Consider the following 16,814-nt stretch of genomic DNA (forward strand, 5'->3'; position numbering starts at 1 on the left):
ACGGTGGCAGTGACACATCCACTGCCGAATCGACAATGCCATCATTCACAACTCAACCCAGCCGAGTATTGCCCGGCAGGTCGGCAATGAAACCGGGCATGACGGCATTGAGATCCGACAGCACACACTTCCAGCTGGCACGCCTGGCAGGACCAGGTAAAGTCAGCAGACGCCGATCAACATCACTGGATCCCGAACCATCCAGCGAAACCACAGGTTCCGGTAAGAATGCTTTTGATCCAGCCCCGCGCCGTGGCTACCGGTGGTGAGTTGCCGGTGGTAATAAGAACCCCGTCCGGCACCGAGTCATCAGTCCATCATTCACAACCAGTTCCAGTTCATAAAGTCCGACAGCATCCAATACAAAGTCGGGCATGACGGCATTCGGGTCGGACAAAGCGGCGACACTGCCGCCGGGCACATTCAGAAGGGACCAGTTGAAGGTCAGTAAATCACCGTCAACATCACTGGAGCCGGAACCATCCAGTGTTACAGTACTCCAGAGAAAGGCACTTTGATCCGGCCCTGCGTCGGCTGTTGGTTTTGTATTTGAAGGGGCTGGATCTTCCTGGCTAAAGCTCCAATCATGGTCCTCATTGCTAAAAGTATGACGCCTGTTATACCGTATAGTGATTGTATCGGTTGATTCTATGCCGTCGCTGACCGGGACGTCCGGAAAAACTATCTCCCCATCGATAATTGTCAGATACGGCGTGTTGCTTGTGAGGGTTGCAGTAACATTACTCAGTGGTTCAGGTCCACTGTTATTCAGTACAGCCGTATAGGTATAGATGACTTCAAACCGGCTTACGCGCTGAACACTGGTTGCTGTAACCAGCCCCATACTCAATTCACCAAAGGCAGGCAGCACATAGATGCAGTTAAGCGCAGTTAAAAGAAAAATGGTTTTGCAGAACCCGTAAAAACCTTTCATACGCTTATTCTCATCCCATTGAATGCTTTACTTTCAGCACAACAAGCCATAAATCCAGGCCATCCGATAATCAGCTGAATCTCATAAACCGTTGTAGGAGGACGTGTGCGTGACCATCCAAGCCCACACTCGGCGAGCTTGAAACCGCAAGATTTTTCTCTCGCCCCAGGTCAAAATAGACGGGGGATAGCCCAGCCGGACGACCAGGACAAAAATATCCGCGGCACAACGCCTCTTCCAAACTGCTTTGCACAGCCTAGCTTTAACGGCATGCCAGGTTTTTTTACTCTATTTTTCTTCCAAACCTAATCGATTCGAGACGATTCTGGCCTCTCTACAGGACTAAGCAAGATGCATTCCACAAAAATCAAGCCAATGATTTCTCGATCTTTTTTCAATAAAGGAAAAAAATTCCAGGTCGGCATGTAAAATAATCCGACACATTAATAGGATTTAAATTCTTTTTTTTAGCCTTATCAGGACTAAAAAGCAGATGAAATCCGTTAAATTACGGCGAGGCGTGGGATTAATTACCCAAACTACAACAAGATAGGAACAATATATAGAATCTGGAGCCAGGAAGCTGGCAGCTGTAAAATTCTGCGACAATAAAAAAACGGGTCACAGGGCGACTGCATCACAAATCCGGCGAAAGGCTGCCACCACAAATCCCGGCTGACTCAGCATGCCGGTAGAGTCCCTCCTCATCAATCACTTCGATACTGCTGCCATGAACCTGTATCAGCTTTTGTTCGGAAAAATTGTGCAGTATTCGGGAGAAGGTTTCCGGCTTTACTGAGAGTCTTGAGGCCAGTACCCCTTTGGGGGCATTCAGTTCGATGGTGTTTCCATTTGCTTTCCCTGTATTCCAGCGTCCCCAAAGGAAACCCGCTACACGCCCGGTCGCACTTTGCAGTGTGAGATCGTCGATCTCCTTGATCAGCCGTTTGAGCCTCTGGCTCATATCCCCCATTAATCGGAAACAGGTATCCACCGACTCCCGCAACATGCCGAGGAAAGCGGTGTTATCGAACGAGATTACCTCGGTTTCTCCCATGGTTGACGCGTTCACCGGAAAGTTGGGACTCTCCTGAAACATCAATGCTTCAGCAAAGGTGTGGCCGGGAGAGATGATCTCAATTACCTTCTCATTGCCATTCAGGGCCAGGCGATAGAGCTTGATCTGGCCCTGCGTGACCAAGTAGAAGCGCGTCGCTTTTTCTCCGGCCTGGAACAGATGCTGTCCATCCGATAGCCAAATACGGCGACTCATCGCCTCAACACGTTGGATCTGCTCTTCGTCCAGGCGGGAAAAAAGATACGACTGTTTCAGCTCTGACGACACACTGCGCTCCAAAGGTATTTAAGAGGCAGCCCGCGCCATGGATAAGTTTGTCAACCAACCCTATCCAGCTCAATGCTCACGGCACGAAATCGTCGGACTGCATGCACTAAATTGTAGCAGAGCAGCAGCGCAGATAGCGACAAAAGAGACCCCGCGAGACGGGAAAGCACTTCCGGAAAAAATACGGCTGCGCCCAAAGTCACCAACATCAGCAGATGCAAGCGGTATTGACGCCGCGCCAATGTGTCAGGAAGAAAGTCCTTCATGGTGGGAATGCGCGGACCTACACCTCCCTGCTGAACCATTTTTCGATGTTGCAGGTGAAACCAGCTCAGAAACGGGACTATTTTATAGAGCATTCCATTGACGACAGAGAGGCCAAAGCCGGCCAGCATGACCACGCCCAGCAATAAGACAAATCGATCGTCCATACCCCTCATCATCCAGACCGGAAAAACTGCCAGCAACATCAGCATGCCCAAACGCCAGAAGTCGAGTGTCACATCCGGCAGTTTGCGACGCCGTTTCCGCTGCAACTGCAGCGTCGACCAGGCAAAGCCGGTAAAGCCCAGTCCGATGACGCAGACGATACCCCATGCGAGCCAACCCGGCGTCCACTCCACAACTCCCGCCAGATAGAGCATCGACCAAAGCAATACCAGCAGAAACAGGGTACGGGGGAGATACCGCGTCATCGGCACAGAATACTCAGGTGTGAGTTGAAACATAGGCACCACCTGGTAGGAGACACCAGCCACCAGCAATCCCAGCCAGGTCAACAGACCCCAGCTCAGATGAACATTGGTCAGCACCAACGGTTGCCAGAGAGGCAAGGGCCAGACCAGACTGGCGGTGAGCAACAGGCCAAGAATAACCGTCACCGCCAACCCTGAAATAGCCAAGCGCATTGCCGTAACGGTGGGACTCGGCAACTTTACCCGCATAAGCGCTATCGCCACCCCGCCGGCAAAGACGGCAAAACCTCCCGCGAGCCCGGCCATGGCAACGGGCATCCAGAACGAACCATCCTGAATGAACCCCATGACAAGAGAGGAGACACCGATGGTCAGAAGCAAGTGAGCCAGTGTACTGACCCAAAAGACGCCGGGAACCGGTGACCCTGCCAGTACGGGGAGCATCTGCATCATCGCCCCAACCATCACCAATCCCAAAAAGCCCAGAGTGAAGAGGTGTGTGAGGGCCAGGGTAACAGGTGACCAGCGGAACGTAAGCGCATCGGCCCCATAGATCATCAGCACTACACCGGCAAGGAACAGAAACAAGGGTGCAGTCAGAAAAAAACGGATTGGAACGGAGAACGGTGGCGCCTGCTCAAGGGAAAGAGTGGCCTGAGTCAGCATGCCTCCGCATTCCCCATCAGCGCCCTGACCGTTGCGGCCATTTCCGCGTCATCTGCACGCCAGATATAGATCTCAAATCGTCCCAGGCGGGCAGTACCGACCCTCCAGACAAAGCGCCCTTCGAGCATGGGAAAAAGCATGCGCGGCTCACGGGAATGGATGACATGCAGGCAGTCACCCAATGCGAGCGCCTGTACCGCCTCCAGTGTCCGCTCCAGCGGTTCACAGGGCTCCAGCATGCTGACATCCAGATTAATCACCATGATGCAGTTTCAGTCGATGGCTTCCATCCGCTGCAGCAACTCGGAAGCTTGGCTGCCAAGTACCTGATCCGACATCTGATAGAGCATCTGCTCCTCTTTGGCATTGTGTTGCTGCATAACCACCAACAGCGTATCCGACAATCCCAGATAGCGATCCTGATCCCTGGCTTTTACACTCTCAGCCATCTCTTGAAACAGATCACGCATCTGCGCATGTTCGCCACGCATCACCTCTGTCGGCCCCATGGCCATGCCGGTAGTCTCCTCAAAGGCGGGAAACAGCACCTCTTCCTCCATTTTAAAATGGTGCTCCATGGCTGCGTGAAACACCCCGAATTGAGTTGCAGCAGCCTCCCAGTCCCCCTTCGCCGCCTCGTCTTCCGCTGCGGCAAATATCCCATCACAACGCCGATGGTCATGTGTCATCGTTGCAGAAATGGTGCTCATTGATGCCTCTGGCTACGTTAAAATCATGGGAAGTATTAACCAAAAGTACAGAGAGAATCTTTGACAAACGTCAACACAAAGGTGACATATCTCAGAAGATTTTAATTCCTGGGGGGTTATTCTATATTTTACCCTGGAGTTACCCGATGCCTCGCGTCCGGAGGAATGTCTGGAAATGGGTAGAGGATCATTGGCATGACAACAATCGTTTTGATCCGGAACGGGTGAACATCTTTGATCTGACGAAAGCTTTAAGAAGGCTCAGGCGGAAGAATCCAGCTCATACATCACATCAAAGCTGTCCGCCGACATGCAATAGCCATCGGTGCCGTCTTCATTGTTAAAGACGAGATAATCACCGGTGCGGTAGTGGGATTCACCCTCTATGGTTTTGATGCTGCCGTCATGATCTGCCCGCCGCACCCACACTGGGGTGGTTTTTACGAAGCGCCCTGGCGCCACCTTTCTGTAGGTGCGGGCAAATACAGCGCTGTCGATAGTGTAGGTATCACCATTGTTGTTCACCAGCCAATCGCCCTGTTTGCAGCGCTGTTCGGCACCCCACTTTTGGTAGACGAAGCCGGTGGTGTCCAGGTCCAGTTGGACCGCCGTGACGGCTTGATCTGAGTGCTTTCGATAGCGGGCGAGGTTTCCCATGAGTTCAACATAGCATGGATTCTGATCCAAAGCGGAAACCCGTTTTTCCTGTACGCGGCGATGAGGTGTCGGACACCGTCATAACGCCGATTTGCGCCGAGGCGGGACTCCTACAGGCAATGAATCCGTAATCCCAACGATTTTATTTGGAAAACACTTTTTTCAGCAGATCAGTGGTTCTGGCGGTGGGATTCTCCCGGATCTGCTTCTCCTGTATGGCGATATATTTGAACAGACCGTCCATGGCCTGGTCGGTGACATACCGATCCAGATCCAGTGAGTCGGTGTCGAAAAAGCCGCCAAGCATCCCGCCCGCCTGGCCCAACAGGGATTTATAGGCCGAGGTGACACCGGCACTGTTCGTGGCCCGTTCTACAATCGGGCGGAATTTCTCCTCCAGTTGTGCTTCACTGCTCTTGCGAAAATATTGCGTTGCGGCATCGTCTGATCCATTCAAAATGGATTTGGCATCTCCGACACTCATGTCACGAATGGAATCGCCCAGGATTGCCGACGCCTCCGGCACAGCCTGTTCGGCAGCCCGATTCAGCGTTGTGATAAATTCATCGACATAGTGCCCCTGCCCTGTCTTACGGGCAATCGATTCAATCGTCTTTAGAGAATCAGGCATAGCGATGCGCACCAGTTCGTCAGACAAAAAACCATCCGTCTGGCCCAACCGATTGATCGCGGTCTCGACACCATTGGCAAGCGCCTCTTTCAGTCCGGAAGCAACTTCACTGTTGCTCAGTACCGATTCTGTAGCGGTTTCAACCGTGTCGCTCTCGATGAACTGCTTGAAGATACTTCTCCAATCGCCTTGGGCACTCGATGCCAGTACTGTCAGTACAACCGCTGCCACAAGCAGTCGGGTAAGTTCGAGCTGTTTCATTATCCCTGTCCTCTTTATACATTCATGGATTCTGTGTCAGAAACTTCAGGAGCCTGTTTTTTCAGCTCATCCAGAAACTCCAGTCTACACAATCTGAGCCGATCGGTCCGCCACATGATCCGCACCCCTTCCCGCTTGAAAAGGTCGCTCTTGGCATCCATACCTCCCGTGACATTCGTCCATCCCTGGGCATCATGAATACAAGACGGCGTAAGAGCGGCCGGTTTCAGTGAAACAGAACCGGACAGGCTGGAAGCACTTCGCAAGTCATTGTTTTGACTTTTGTCAGTTTTCTTCATGTAGCCTAAAGAAATTACCGGCATAGCCGCTAAACTTATGGGTGTGCGTAAGGGAGTGGCATCAGATTGGCTATTCCTTTGAACAGTAAAATGAGAGAGGTATCCTGGCATAACAGCTATTCGGGACATCACTGAGACAGATGAGTAAAAACAGTGATTTGACGAGAATCAAACGACCGGTGTTGCTACCGCTGGCCGTGACATTCATTATTCTAACGAGTGCATTTCTCGCTTCAATTCTATGGATTGAGCAAGAGCATGCAAGAGAAAAATTCCTCTCTCTCAAGAGTTCCATCGAAGCCTCTTTCCTGAGGAAACTGGATGATGAGGCGGCGCTGCTTTCCAGCCATCTCTTTTTCATCAGCAACAGCAGCTGCTTTCAAAATGCCTGGAGGAGTCAGGACAGACAGGCATTGCTGGCATGCAGTAGACCCGTCTTTCAGCAAATGCAGGCGTTTTTCCAAGTCTCCGAACTAAATTATATCACAGACGATTTCAACTATTTTTTGCGTGTTAACGAGCCCTCAAGATATGGAGATTCTGAGCGTGGCCGAGTTGTGCACCGTGCTGCCAATACCGGCGAACTCAGTTATGGCCTGGAGCTATCCCAACGGGGCCAACTCCTCCTGGTAATTGCCAAACCCTGGCATATTGAAAACAGTACTCCTGGTTTTATCGAAATGGAGATCGATATATCTGATGTTATCTATGAGGTTGCAACTGTACAGAATGTGGATCTTTTTGCTTTCATTGAAAAACCGGAGATCAATAGGGCATTGTGGAGGCAAGAAGCAAGCCTGTCCGAGAGCGACTATGGTTGGGAGTTCCTGGAAAACCACATTGTCACAATTGGCGACCCATTGAGTTTTCCCTATAAACAGAAACATTTTTTTGACGGCCACATTATCGAAGATGAAGAACTGGCGATCAGCTACAGAGACAAGGAGCGCTCCTACTCATTAGGCAAGTTCCCTCTGCTTGACGAGGCCGGTCGTTATATCGGCCATATTGGTATAATCCTTGATAACACAGAGGAGCAGATTGCGATATGGGGGCTGCTCGGGCGTTTTCTTATCCTCTTTCTGGTGGCGGGCGGCATCCTGTTTTTGTTGTTTGTCCGTTACCTTGGCCGTATTGATCTGAGGCTGGCAACAGTATACCACGATCTGCATCAGGAGATTACTGAAAGAAAAAGAATGGAGATCTCTCTGCGCAAGCTTTCGAGTGCGGTTGAGCAGGGTGCCAGCGCAGTTGTGATCACCACTGATCAAGGAGAGATCGAGTATGTCAACCCCCGCTTCACTGAAGTAACCGGTTACTCTTTGGATGAGATTAGAGGGAAAACGCCCAGAATATTGCGCTCGGGGGAGACCCAGGCTAACAGATACAAAGATCTCTGGAATACCATTTTGGCAGGACGGCACTGGGTTGGCGATCTGCACAACCGTAAGAAATCCGGAGAACTCTACTGGAGCCATCTCTCCATTTCACCGATTACCACAGATAGTGGAAAGATCACTAATTACGTGGCAGTCAGTGAAGATGTCACTGAGCTGAAATCAGCCCATGAACAGATGGAACGCATGGCCTTCTACGATACCCTGACTGAACTGCCAAACCGCCGTCTGTTCAAGGACCGGTTAGAGTGGGCCATTAAGGATGCATCCAGAAAAGGTAGTTCAGTGGCACTTCTGTTTCTCGATCTGGACCATTTCAAACATGTGAATGATACCTTGGGACATGAGGCAGGGGATTTGCTGCTGAAAAGCGTAGCCCGGACGTTGACAAAGAGCGTAAGGGGAAACGATACGGTAGCACGTCTTGGGGGGGATGAGTTCACCATTCTTCTGACGGATATACAGAACCCTTCCGCTGCCAGAAAAGTAGCGGAAAAGATTTTACAGTCACTGCGATCACCGGTTTACCTGGAGGGTAAAGAGGTCACAATAACCACCAGCATCGGTATTACGTTGGGTCCTGAGGATGGAATCCATGCCAGCACGCTGATGAAATATGCTGACCTCGCCATGTATAAAGCCAAGGAGAAGGGACGAAAAAACTATCAGTTCTACACCTCTGCAATGAATGACGAGGTACAGCAAAGGGTTAGAATTGAAAGGGAGTTGACCAGTGCGCTGGAGAACAGTGAATTTCGTCTTTTCTACCAGCCGCTAATCCGTATCCATGATCGAAAAATGGTGGGAATGGAGGCTCTGATACGCTGGCAGCATCCGAAACGTGGCCTGCTATCGCCATATGAGTTTCTCACAGTTGCAGAGGAGACAGGCCTGATCAACTCAATAGGTGATTGGGTATTGCGTCAGGCCTGTCAGGATACGGCTGACCTCCATCGCGACGGATATGGCGATATTGTTGTATCTGTGAACCTTGCGGCCAGCCAGTTCCGGGATGTACATCTCCCGAAAACCATTAGCGGGATTCTGACCGAAAAAAGCGTGGAAAGCCGATGGTTGGATCTGGAAATTACCGAAAGTATCCTGATGGAAAATACCGATCAGGTAGTTGAAACACTGCAGCACCTCAAGGCCTTGGGAGTGACACTTTCGGTGGATGATTTCGGGACCGGATACTCATCCCTGAGTTATCTGAAACGTTTTCCTGTGGACCGTTTGAAAGTGGATCGCTCATTTGTTCAGGATATACCGGGTGACCGCAATGATGTGGAGATTACTGCGGCCATTATCGCGATGTCCCATAAACTGAACCTGCAAGTGGTTGCCGAAGGTGTTGAAACAGCAGAGCAGTTTGAGTTTCTCCAGCAGAATGCTTGCGATATATGTCAGGGATATATGTTCAGTGAGCCAGTGCCGATCAACAAACTCAGACAGTACCTGGAGGAGCAGAAAAAATAGTTAGCCCATATCTCTTCCACTTCTTTGCGGCACTCTGCAGTCAGTGTTTTCCGCTGCCGGATCTATTTCGCCTGAAAGTCGGTGATGAAGGCCTGACTGAACAGGAGCTTCCGTGCCGGTTGATACGCCAGGCTACCGTACGCGACAATAAATCATCCCTCATTCCGGAGGCAAAGAGGGAATCATTACCACTGAAAAGCAACTTCTTACTTTTTTGAAGCATAGGTGATTACCATGAAATTTCTTTCTAAAGTCTGCATCAGTATTTTCATTGCATTGACTATGGCTGGCATCACATATGCGGGTAAAGACAGGGTTGGAAGCAGTGATCACCCGTTGATATCCAGGATGCCTGGATTCTGGATCGCTGCCTACAAAGAGAATATACATGATTCGCACTCATTTCGCGATAGTGCCAATAACAAAATAAATATTGAAGGACACTACTACCATATCGAATATCGTCTAAACAAAGGTGCCCAAGTGCCGGGACGTTTGATGATACTCAATAACCATGAAAGTTCTTTAAAGAAGATCGGCGCGAAAATCTTCAAGAGAACAAAAAAAGACTTGTACGGAAAAGTTTTAAAAGAGGGCCTGGAAACCTGGATTCAAGTCCATTCCTTGGAACGTGTCTACCGCTTGACCATCGTGGAACGCGAGCATAAGGAACATAAAGTTGCGGCCCAACCAGAAGCATCCCCGGCAGGTGCTGCGACCAGCACAGCCAATATCCATGAGGCGGCAAAGAACGGGGCTCTGGATGAGGTTAAATCGCTTATTGCCAAAGGCGAAAATGTTAATGCGAAAGATGATCGCGACCTCATGCCGCTCTACTACGCCGCACACGCAGGCCACAAAGAAATATGCCGATTTCTTATTGACCAGGGTGCCAATGTCAATGCGGCCCCGGAACCTTTCTATAAACCTTTGTATGCGGCCCTCAACAAGCGCAATAAAAATGGCGAGGAAATATTCAAGTTACTTGTCGAGCGGGGAGCTGATTTTGAGATGCTGATTGGAGGCTATACGATATTACACAATGCCGCCTTAGGCTGCCATGATGATAGCCAACGGGGTATTGCAGAATTCCTGATTTCTAAAGGAGCGAACATTTACGCCAGAGGTTATCAGGATAAAACGCCTCTGCATATGATAGGTTGCAAGGAAATTGGCGAGCTTCTCATTTCAAAGGGAGCCGATATTGAGGCTAGAGACAAGGATGGCCGGACGCCTCTTTTTATCGCCTGTTCCAAGAATAATATGGAGATTTCCAGGCTTCTCATTTCAAAAGGGGCGGATGTAAACGCCAAGGACAATCGCGGCTGGTCCCCTCTGCGCCAAGTGCATAGCCGATGCCTTACTACCCGCAATACCGAGATTTGTGAACTTCTAAAGAAAAATGGAGGGGTTAAGTAAATTTGTCCTGACGGCTTATTAAATTTAAGCAGTATAAATTGGCTCTTCACCAAATCGTCCCAACTGCTGAGTGACACCTAACAGGAGGCCGCCCCCAGGGGCGACCGGGTTATATCCTGTTCGTAGTGACCTTCGATGATCTGGTCAACTTTCACCCCCACATTCATGGATTCTGCTTCTGAAACTTCAGGAGCTTATTTTTTCTCAGCTCATCCAGAAACCTCAGTCTATACAATCTGAGCAAGATCGGTATTTTGTTTTTTTCAAAAATCAACCAATAAAAGGGACCGTAGACGCGACTCGTTACGACCCCAATCCCCCGGCAGATGATTCGCGGCGCCTGGGCCGCGAACCTTTTCAGGATTACTTACGGCTCAGTTCAACCCGGCGATTCTGGGCTTTACCCTCAGACGAGTCATTCCCGACCATCGGATTTTCTTCACCGTAACCCATGGCAGACAGGTTGTCAGCTGACACGCCATTGATCACCAGATAGGCCATCACGGTTTCTGCGCGACGCCGGGAGAGATCTTTGTTGTAAACAGCATCGCCATCGCTATCGGTATGACCGGATACCTCCACTGCAATATCTGGATTGGCAACCAGGGTGGCAGCGACACGATCAAGGATTTCGGCAGAGTCGTCTGTCAACTCATCAGAGTTGGTCTTGAAATTCACCCCACGCAGGACGATAGCAGCATTCTTCTCGCAGCCCAAGGCATCAACCGTTGCGCCTGCTGTGGAATCAAGACACATATCCACGCTATCCAGTACGCCATCAGCATCACTATCGGTAACTACAGGTGCTTCAGGCGCTGGAGTCGAGGCTTCGACTTCGACTGCGACTGGCTCTGCCATTGCCACTTCTACTTCTGCTTCTACTTCTGCTTCAGCGGGGGTCTCATCAACCGAAGCAAGTGCGACGGGGGCAACGGGTACCTGCCAACTCCAGGGATCACGGTGGTTGTAACCATATCCATTGCCGTAACCACCCCAACCCGGTGCAGCGTAAACAGGCGCTCCGCTATAAGGCCGTGCGGGGGCAACTCGTGGCAATGTCTGCCAGTTAGACATGGGCATCTGAGCACGATGCTCTTTGACCCAATCCGGGACTTCCGGGCGCTCAAATGTCGGCATCTGAGCACGATGCTCGGCCACCCAATCGGGTACCTGAGGCGCTTCAAATGCAGGCATCTGGGGCATCGTCGGCATCCGGGCACGACGTTCGGCTACCCAGTCGGGTACCTGCGGCGCTTTAAAAGCGGGCATCTGGGGCATCGTCGGCATCCGGGCACGACGTTCGGCTACCCAATCGGGTACCTGCGGTGCTTCAAATGCAGGCATCTGGGGCATCGTCGGCATCCGGGCACGACGTTCGGCTACCCAATCGGGTACTTGCGGCGCTTCAAATGCAGGCATCTGGGGCATCGTCGGCATCCGGGCACGACGTTCGCTTACCCAATCGGGTACCTGCGGCGCGCCAAAGAGAGGCATTGCCGGGCGAGTCATGCGAGCCGTTTGACCCCGCCCCATCGGACCACTGAACAGCCTTTGACGCATCGCCTTCCTCTCCGCACGGCGCTCCTGAACCCAGACAGGCACTTCCAGTCGATCAAGACGGTGGGCGGAACGGCATTCATGGTTACTGGCTGCAGCTTCGGCCAGGGTAGCAGCCGGTGCAGTGGTAACCATCAGGCTGAACATAGCGTATACGAGCGGTCGCTTGTAAAACATGGGTGTCACTCCTGTAAGGGGCAGACCACATACTTCGGGTGGCAGGCCAAAGACTCTTAGTAATTCATAAAGTGCGAATATTCTACTTTATTTGCCCTGCAATAGAGAAGTCCGATATTTGCGTTCCGAAACTTGAGATTTAAAGCCTGTCTGGCTCTGCATTCAGCTTTCATTCAGCCACCCCCCCGTAGTCTGTAATCAGAGGTTGAGTTATCTCACCCTGACTGACAAATTAACGGGAGATAGTAATGAAAAAACTGAATGGAGTACTGCTTGCTGCAGCGGGTTTGCTGTTTGCCTTTGCCGCTGAAGCAAGACCGGTGTGGCAGGATGATGATGTCGATATTGAGATCGTCTCCGATTATGGCCGGGAGTTTGCCAAATACGAGATCGAAAACGACGGACACACACACCGCGCCTACCTGGAAGCCAGAAAGGGAAAAAAATACAGTATTCGCGTCAGCAACAACAGCGATAGACGTATCGGACTCGTTATTGCGGTCGACGGCAGAAACATCATCTCCGGAAAAAAATCCCATCTGAAATCCCGCGAACGCATGTATGTTCTTGGCCCCTATCAGCAGGCAGAGTACGAGGGTTGGCGTACCAGCAAAAAACAGGTCAACCGGTTCTACTTCACTCAAGTCGACGATTCATACGCTGATGCCTGGGGTGACCGCACGGCGATGGGCGTCATTGCAGTTGCCGTATTTAAGGAGAAAAAGCCTAAAATTGCCTATGACAATTATCCCCGCCGACAGGAGAAACGCCTCTCGCGCCGGGGACAGGGGGCAGACACGCGCGAAAGTGCACCTGGCACCGGTTTTGGCGAATCAGAGTACTCTCCAGTCAGAACCGTACACTTCAAGCCGCGTTCCAAAGCGAGTGAAAAGCACTTTCTGAAATATGAGTGGCGCAAAACACTGTGCAGAAAAGGTGTGATCGATTGCCAGCACTCACGCGGTCGCTCTCGCAATCGTTTCTGGCATGATTCCTGGGACGATGGATTTGCCCCCTTCCCTCCCGGTCGCAGAGGCCATTAAGGAGAGTGTATGCCTGTAGGCATGATCAAGCGTAGCGGATCAGGCGAAATGCCGGTTCCGCTACGCTTGAACCAGCCTACAGAGGTTAATACCTCATCCTACCGAGTTCATTTTGAAGCCGGTTTATCAAACCTTCCCCTTCCGACGCCGCATAAGGGATACGTTCTCCACAACCCCACACCGGCCCCGGCCAGCAGGCATCGTCCTGTGAACGGGCCACCACATGCCAGTGTAACTGTGGAACGATGTTACCCAGAGCGCCAATATTAATCCTGTCCGGCGTGGTCATCGCACTGAGCAGATTCGAAACGGCACTGCTCTCTCTGATGAGCGTCAGTTGATCACTCTCCTCAAGCCTATGTACCGCAGTGATATCAGCCCGCTGTGGTACCAGGATCAACCAGGGAAAACGACTGTCGTCCATCAGACGAAGCTCGCATAACTGCAGCTTCGCCACAAAGAATGTGTCAGCTTTGAGTTGTGGATGAAGCAGGAACATAAAACCTCAATGCACTCCGTACCAACGAGCGGGAACCAATAGCGCTATAATACCCCGATGAAGCGTACCATCTTCTTTATCTCAGACCATACCGGCATTACGGCGGAGGCTATTGGCCGTTCGCTGTTGAGCCAGTTCAAGGGACTTGAATACGAGACCATCCATATGCCTTTTATCGATAGTATCGATAAAGCCCGCCGCGCCTCCGAACGGATCAACCAGGCGACCATAGAATCGCATACACATCCGCTGGTGTTCAGTACATTGGTCGATCCAAAATTGCGCGCCTGTCTGCATGGCGTCGGGGCTGTAATCTTCGATTTTTTTGACGATTACACCCATCAGCTCGAGAAGGTGTTGGGCACCGCATCCACACCGGTAAGGGGACGCGCCCACGGCATGGGTAATCACCATGTCTATAACGCCCGCATCCACGCAGTAAACTTTGCGCTCGCTAATGACGACGGGGCGGTGGTACGTAACTACGCTTCCGCCGACCTCATTCTGCTGGGGGTCTCACGCAGCGGCAAGACGCCCACCTGCCTGTTTCTTGGACTGCAGCACGGTATTCTGGCGGCTAACTATCCTCTTACCGACGACGACCTGGAAAACGGTCGTCTTCCCAAAACACTACAACCCTACACCGACAAACTGTTTGGCTTGACCATCGATATACAGCAGTTACAGCGTATCCGTCAGGAGCGCCGCCCCGACGGGCGCTATGCATCACTGGCCCAATGCCGATTGGAGGTCGAGGAGGCGGAAACCATGTTCCACCGCTACAAGATCCCCTTTCTCGACACCACATCCATGTCGGTGGAGGAGATATCCGCAAGGGTTTTGCAGCAGACCGGCCTTGAGAGCCGGATGGGGTAGTCGGTAAACGTAGGACGGTCCAAGCTTGCGGAACCGGCAAACACAGCTGTTGCGCCGTTTCTTGCCTGATCCGCTGCGCTTGATCAGGCCTACGAAGATCAATCCTTCTTGTGTGACTGGTGCTTTTTCTGCTTGGACTTGTGTTTGCCAGTCGCCTTTTTCTCGTCTGTACCGGCCTTTCCACGGTGGGCTTTCTTGCCTTTGCCACCGCCACTCCCCTGGTCCAATTCAATGTCCAGTTTCTGCCCGCAAACATAGACCCGGCGCAGATGCTGGAAGATATCCTTCGGCATGCCTTCCGGCAGTTCCACCGTGCTGAAATCTTCGCTGATATCGATATGACCGATATGCGCGCCGTCAAGGCCCGCCTCATTGGCAATGGCGCCAACGATCTCCCGCGGCGAAACACCATCTTTGTGGCCAACCGCAATACGATAAGTTTCGCGTGGAATATCGTCATCCCGGCGTGAGGGCCGCTCTTTGCGCTCTCTATGTTTTTTGTCTTCCCCAGCCCCACGATCTCCTCGAAATGACTCACTCCGCCCTTGGTTCGATTTGCGCACCGGGCGCTCCGACCGACCGCGCTGTTGAGTCTGTAACTCCTCAACGATGAAGGGGCGCTCGCGCTGGCTCAGGTAGGTCAGCGCGGCGGCGATATCCATCGCGCTCATCTCCTGCTCCTGTTCGAAGCGGCTAAGCAGACGATAGTAGTAGTCGAGATCCTGTTCCGCGAGGGTCTCCCGCAGCATCAGCATGAAACGGTCGATGCGGTGTTCGCTGAGATCATCTGCGGTGGGCATTTCCATCGCTGGAATACGCTGGCGGATGTTGCGTTCGATGGCCTTCAACAGATGACGTTCACGAGGCTGCACAAACATCAGAGCCGTGCCTTCACGCCCTGCCCGGCCGGTGCGGCCGATGCGATGAACATAGGATTCCGGATCATTGGGGATATCAAAATTGACCACGTGGCTGATGCGTTCCACATCCAGGCCACGGGCCGCGACATCGGTGGCCACCACGATATCGAGTTGACCATTTTTCAGCCGAGTGATGGTGCGTTCCCGCATCGTCTGATTCATGTCGCCGTTCAAGGCTTCGGCGGCAAAGCCGTGGGCCTCGAGCTTGTCCGCCACCTCCGCCGTAGAAGTCTTGGTACGCACAAAGACAAGCATCGCATCGAACGTCTCCACTTCAAGTACCCGGGTCAGGGCATCCATCTTGTGGTGACGGGTCACCACGATGTGGCGCTGATCGATGGCGGTCACTATCTCAGTCTTGCCCTTGACCTTGATCTCCATCGGATCGGTCAGGTGCTTTCTCGCCACGCGGCGGATCGTATCCGGCATGGTCGCGGAGAAGAGCGCCACTTGGCGTGTCTCCGGCGCCTGATCGAAGATCCATTCGATATCGTCGATGAAACCCATCTTCAGCATCTCATCGGCCTCATCAAGTACCAACGCCTGTATGCCCTTCAGAGAGAGGGTCTTGCGACGCAGATGGTCCATCACCCGCCCCGGTGTACCGACGATGACATGTACCCCCCGCTTGAGCTGACGCAGTTGGGTCGACATGCTCTGGCCACCATAAAGCGGCAGAACGTGGAAACCTTCCAGATGCCGGGCATAGCTCTGAAACGCCTCGGAGACCTGCAGCGCCAGCTCACGGGTCGGCGCCAATACCAGCACTTGGGGTTCACGTTGTTTCAGATCGATACGGCTCAGCAGCGGCAGAGCAAAGGCTGCGGTTTTGCCGGTACCGGTCTGGGCCTGGCCCAGCAGATCCCGTCCCTCCAGCAGGTGCGGAATACACTGTGCCTGCACGGCTGTCGGGGTTTCATACCCCAGCCGCTGGATCGACCTTAAAACAGGCGTGGCCAGTCCGAGGTCATCGAAAACGATAGAAGTTGGATCGGAAGACATGGGGTACAGCACCTCGAACAGGGAGAAGATCCACCGAGGAGGCTCAATGGAAGGGGCGGGAAAGGCGCGTAATTATACAGATTTTGGCCATAGCTGGATAGCCATCACTCGCTAAAACCTAAGATTTAGGCGTTACCGGTCGCCGGACAGACAAAAAAATGTTTTTGAATTTCCACATTTCAGCTCCATACTGGCTACTCTTGGCAGGTTATGTTCCTCCCATGACAGATAACCGCTAACCACCTTTCTG

General features: G+C 52.1%; 16 protein-coding genes. 5 read left to right on the forward strand and 11 right to left on the reverse strand.

Annotated elements, in window-relative coordinates:
* A partial coding sequence (locus G9Q73_RS19170) for a hypothetical protein (RefSeq protein WP_218649913.1) occupies positions 1 to 269 on the forward strand: 269 nt, incomplete at its 5' end.
* Here the strand turns inward: G9Q73_RS19170 and G9Q73_RS01935 are convergent.
* The 8 genes from G9Q73_RS01935 to G9Q73_RS01970 form a co-directional block, all read right to left on the reverse strand.
* Positions 257 to 934: a PKD domain-containing protein gene (locus G9Q73_RS01935; RefSeq protein ID WP_177418251.1), complete on the reverse strand. Its 678-nt coding sequence runs from the start codon at positions 932 to 934 to the stop codon at positions 257 to 259. The genes G9Q73_RS19170 and G9Q73_RS01935 overlap by 13 nt on opposite strands.
* A 637-nt stretch (positions 935 to 1,571) precedes the next feature.
* Positions 1,572 to 2,279: a Crp/Fnr family transcriptional regulator gene (locus G9Q73_RS01940; RefSeq protein WP_177418252.1), complete on the reverse strand. Its 708-nt coding sequence runs from the start codon at positions 2,277 to 2,279 to the stop codon at positions 1,572 to 1,574.
* 50 nt (positions 2,280 to 2,329) lie between these two features.
* On the reverse strand, positions 2,330 to 3,640 hold the full coding sequence (locus G9Q73_RS01945; protein ID WP_177418253.1) for a hypothetical protein: 1,311 nt from the start codon (positions 3,638 to 3,640) through the stop codon (positions 2,330 to 2,332).
* Positions 3,634 to 3,903: a DUF2249 domain-containing protein gene (locus tag G9Q73_RS01950; protein ID WP_177418254.1), complete on the reverse strand. Its 270-nt coding sequence runs from the start codon at positions 3,901 to 3,903 to the stop codon at positions 3,634 to 3,636. The genes G9Q73_RS01945 and G9Q73_RS01950 overlap by 7 nt, the downstream gene beginning before the upstream one ends.
* A 9-nt stretch (positions 3,904 to 3,912) precedes the next feature.
* Positions 3,913 to 4,350, reverse strand: a complete 438-nt coding sequence (locus G9Q73_RS01955) for a hemerythrin domain-containing protein (RefSeq protein ID WP_177418255.1) — start codon at positions 4,348 to 4,350, stop codon at positions 3,913 to 3,915.
* Positions 4,351 to 4,611: 261 nt separating this feature from the next.
* Positions 4,612 to 5,007, reverse strand: a complete 396-nt coding sequence (locus G9Q73_RS01960; RefSeq protein WP_177421205.1) for a hypothetical protein — start codon at positions 5,005 to 5,007, stop codon at positions 4,612 to 4,614.
* Positions 5,008 to 5,149: 142 nt separating this feature from the next.
* Positions 5,150 to 5,899 (reverse strand): DUF4197 domain-containing protein, encoded by a 750-nt coding sequence (locus G9Q73_RS01965; RefSeq protein WP_177418256.1) that lies wholly within the window; start codon positions 5,897 to 5,899, stop codon positions 5,150 to 5,152.
* 14 nt (positions 5,900 to 5,913) lie between these two features.
* Positions 5,914 to 6,198, reverse strand: coding sequence for a hypothetical protein (locus G9Q73_RS01970; protein ID WP_177418257.1), 285 nt, complete (start codon positions 6,196 to 6,198; stop codon positions 5,914 to 5,916).
* A gap of 140 nt (positions 6,199 to 6,338) precedes the next feature.
* On the opposite strand from G9Q73_RS01970, the gene G9Q73_RS01980 reads away from it, so the two are divergent.
* Both G9Q73_RS01980 and G9Q73_RS01985 read left to right on the forward strand, forming a co-directional pair.
* Complete coding sequence (locus G9Q73_RS01980; RefSeq protein ID WP_177418258.1) at positions 6,339 to 9,071, forward strand: putative bifunctional diguanylate cyclase/phosphodiesterase; 2,733 nt, start codon at positions 6,339 to 6,341, stop codon at positions 9,069 to 9,071.
* A 234-nt stretch (positions 9,072 to 9,305) separates the two neighbouring features.
* On the forward strand, positions 9,306 to 10,490 hold the full coding sequence (locus G9Q73_RS01985) for an ankyrin repeat domain-containing protein (RefSeq protein WP_177418259.1): 1,185 nt from the start codon (positions 9,306 to 9,308) through the stop codon (positions 10,488 to 10,490).
* A 363-nt stretch (positions 10,491 to 10,853) separates the two neighbouring features.
* Here the strand turns inward: G9Q73_RS01985 and G9Q73_RS01990 are convergent, their stop codons facing one another.
* Positions 10,854 to 12,224 carry an OmpA family protein gene (locus G9Q73_RS01990; protein WP_177418260.1) on the reverse strand — a complete coding sequence of 457 codons (1,371 nt, stop codon included), beginning with the start codon at positions 12,222 to 12,224 and terminating at the stop codon, positions 10,854 to 10,856.
* 248 nt (positions 12,225 to 12,472) lie between these two features.
* On the opposite strand from G9Q73_RS01990, the gene G9Q73_RS01995 reads away from it, so the two are divergent.
* On the forward strand, positions 12,473 to 13,267 hold the full coding sequence (locus tag G9Q73_RS01995; RefSeq protein ID WP_177418261.1) for a hypothetical protein: 795 nt from the start codon (positions 12,473 to 12,475) through the stop codon (positions 13,265 to 13,267).
* A gap of 85 nt (positions 13,268 to 13,352) precedes the next feature.
* On the opposite strand, the gene G9Q73_RS02000 is transcribed toward G9Q73_RS01995, so the two are convergent.
* Positions 13,353 to 13,766, reverse strand: coding sequence for an HIT domain-containing protein (locus tag G9Q73_RS02000; protein ID WP_177418262.1), 414 nt, complete (start codon positions 13,764 to 13,766; stop codon positions 13,353 to 13,355).
* 57 nt (positions 13,767 to 13,823) lie between these two features.
* Between G9Q73_RS02000 and ppsR the strand changes: the two genes are divergently transcribed.
* The gene (ppsR, locus tag G9Q73_RS02005; protein WP_177418263.1) at positions 13,824 to 14,642 is read left to right on the forward strand and encodes a posphoenolpyruvate synthetase regulatory kinase/phosphorylase PpsR; all 819 of its coding nucleotides are present in this window, start codon (positions 13,824 to 13,826) and stop codon (positions 14,640 to 14,642) included.
* A gap of 98 nt (positions 14,643 to 14,740) precedes the next feature.
* On the opposite strand, the gene G9Q73_RS02010 is transcribed toward ppsR, so the two are convergent.
* Positions 14,741 to 16,564 carry a DEAD/DEAH box helicase gene (locus tag G9Q73_RS02010; protein ID WP_177418264.1) on the reverse strand — a complete coding sequence of 608 codons (1,824 nt, stop codon included), beginning with the start codon at positions 16,562 to 16,564 and terminating at the stop codon, positions 14,741 to 14,743.
* Between the last annotated feature and the right edge of the window lie 250 nt (positions 16,565 to 16,814).

This window comes from endosymbiont of Lamellibrachia barhami (genome assembly GCF_011947365.2).
Lineage (GTDB): Bacteria > Pseudomonadota > Gammaproteobacteria > Chromatiales > Chromatiaceae > QGON01.

Coding starts and splice junctions, on each gene's coding strand:
- G9Q73_RS01935 (WP_177418251.1), bottom strand. CDS start 934: ATGAAAGGTTTTTACGGGTTCTGCAAAACCATTTTTCTTTTAACTGCG.
- G9Q73_RS01945 (WP_177418253.1), bottom strand. CDS start 3,640: ATGCTGACTCAGGCCACTCTTTCCCTTGAGCAGGCGCCACCGTTCTCC.
- G9Q73_RS01950 (WP_177418254.1), bottom strand. CDS start 3,903: ATGGTGATTAATCTGGATGTCAGCATGCTGGAGCCCTGTGAACCGCTG.
- G9Q73_RS01955 (WP_177418255.1), bottom strand. CDS start 4,350: ATGAGCACCATTTCTGCAACGATGACACATGACCATCGGCGTTGTGAT.
- G9Q73_RS01960 (WP_177421205.1), bottom strand. CDS start 5,007: ATGGGAAACCTCGCCCGCTATCGAAAGCACTCAGATCAAGCCGTCACG.
- G9Q73_RS01965 (WP_177418256.1), bottom strand. CDS start 5,899: ATGAAACAGCTCGAACTTACCCGACTGCTTGTGGCAGCGGTTGTACTG.
- G9Q73_RS01970 (WP_177418257.1), bottom strand. CDS start 6,198: ATGAAGAAAACTGACAAAAGTCAAAACAATGACTTGCGAAGTGCTTCC.
- G9Q73_RS01980 (WP_177418258.1), top strand. CDS start 6,339: ATGAGTAAAAACAGTGATTTGACGAGAATCAAACGACCGGTGTTGCTA.
- G9Q73_RS01985 (WP_177418259.1), top strand. CDS start 9,306: ATGAAATTTCTTTCTAAAGTCTGCATCAGTATTTTCATTGCATTGACT.
- G9Q73_RS01990 (WP_177418260.1), bottom strand. CDS start 12,224: ATGTTTTACAAGCGACCGCTCGTATACGCTATGTTCAGCCTGATGGTT.
- G9Q73_RS01995 (WP_177418261.1), top strand. CDS start 12,473: ATGAAAAAACTGAATGGAGTACTGCTTGCTGCAGCGGGTTTGCTGTTT.
- G9Q73_RS02000 (WP_177418262.1), bottom strand. CDS start 13,766: ATGTTCCTGCTTCATCCACAACTCAAAGCTGACACATTCTTTGTGGCG.
- ppsR (WP_177418263.1), top strand. CDS start 13,824: ATGAAGCGTACCATCTTCTTTATCTCAGACCATACCGGCATTACGGCG.
- G9Q73_RS02010 (WP_177418264.1), bottom strand. CDS start 16,564: ATGTCTTCCGATCCAACTTCTATCGTTTTCGATGACCTCGGACTGGCC.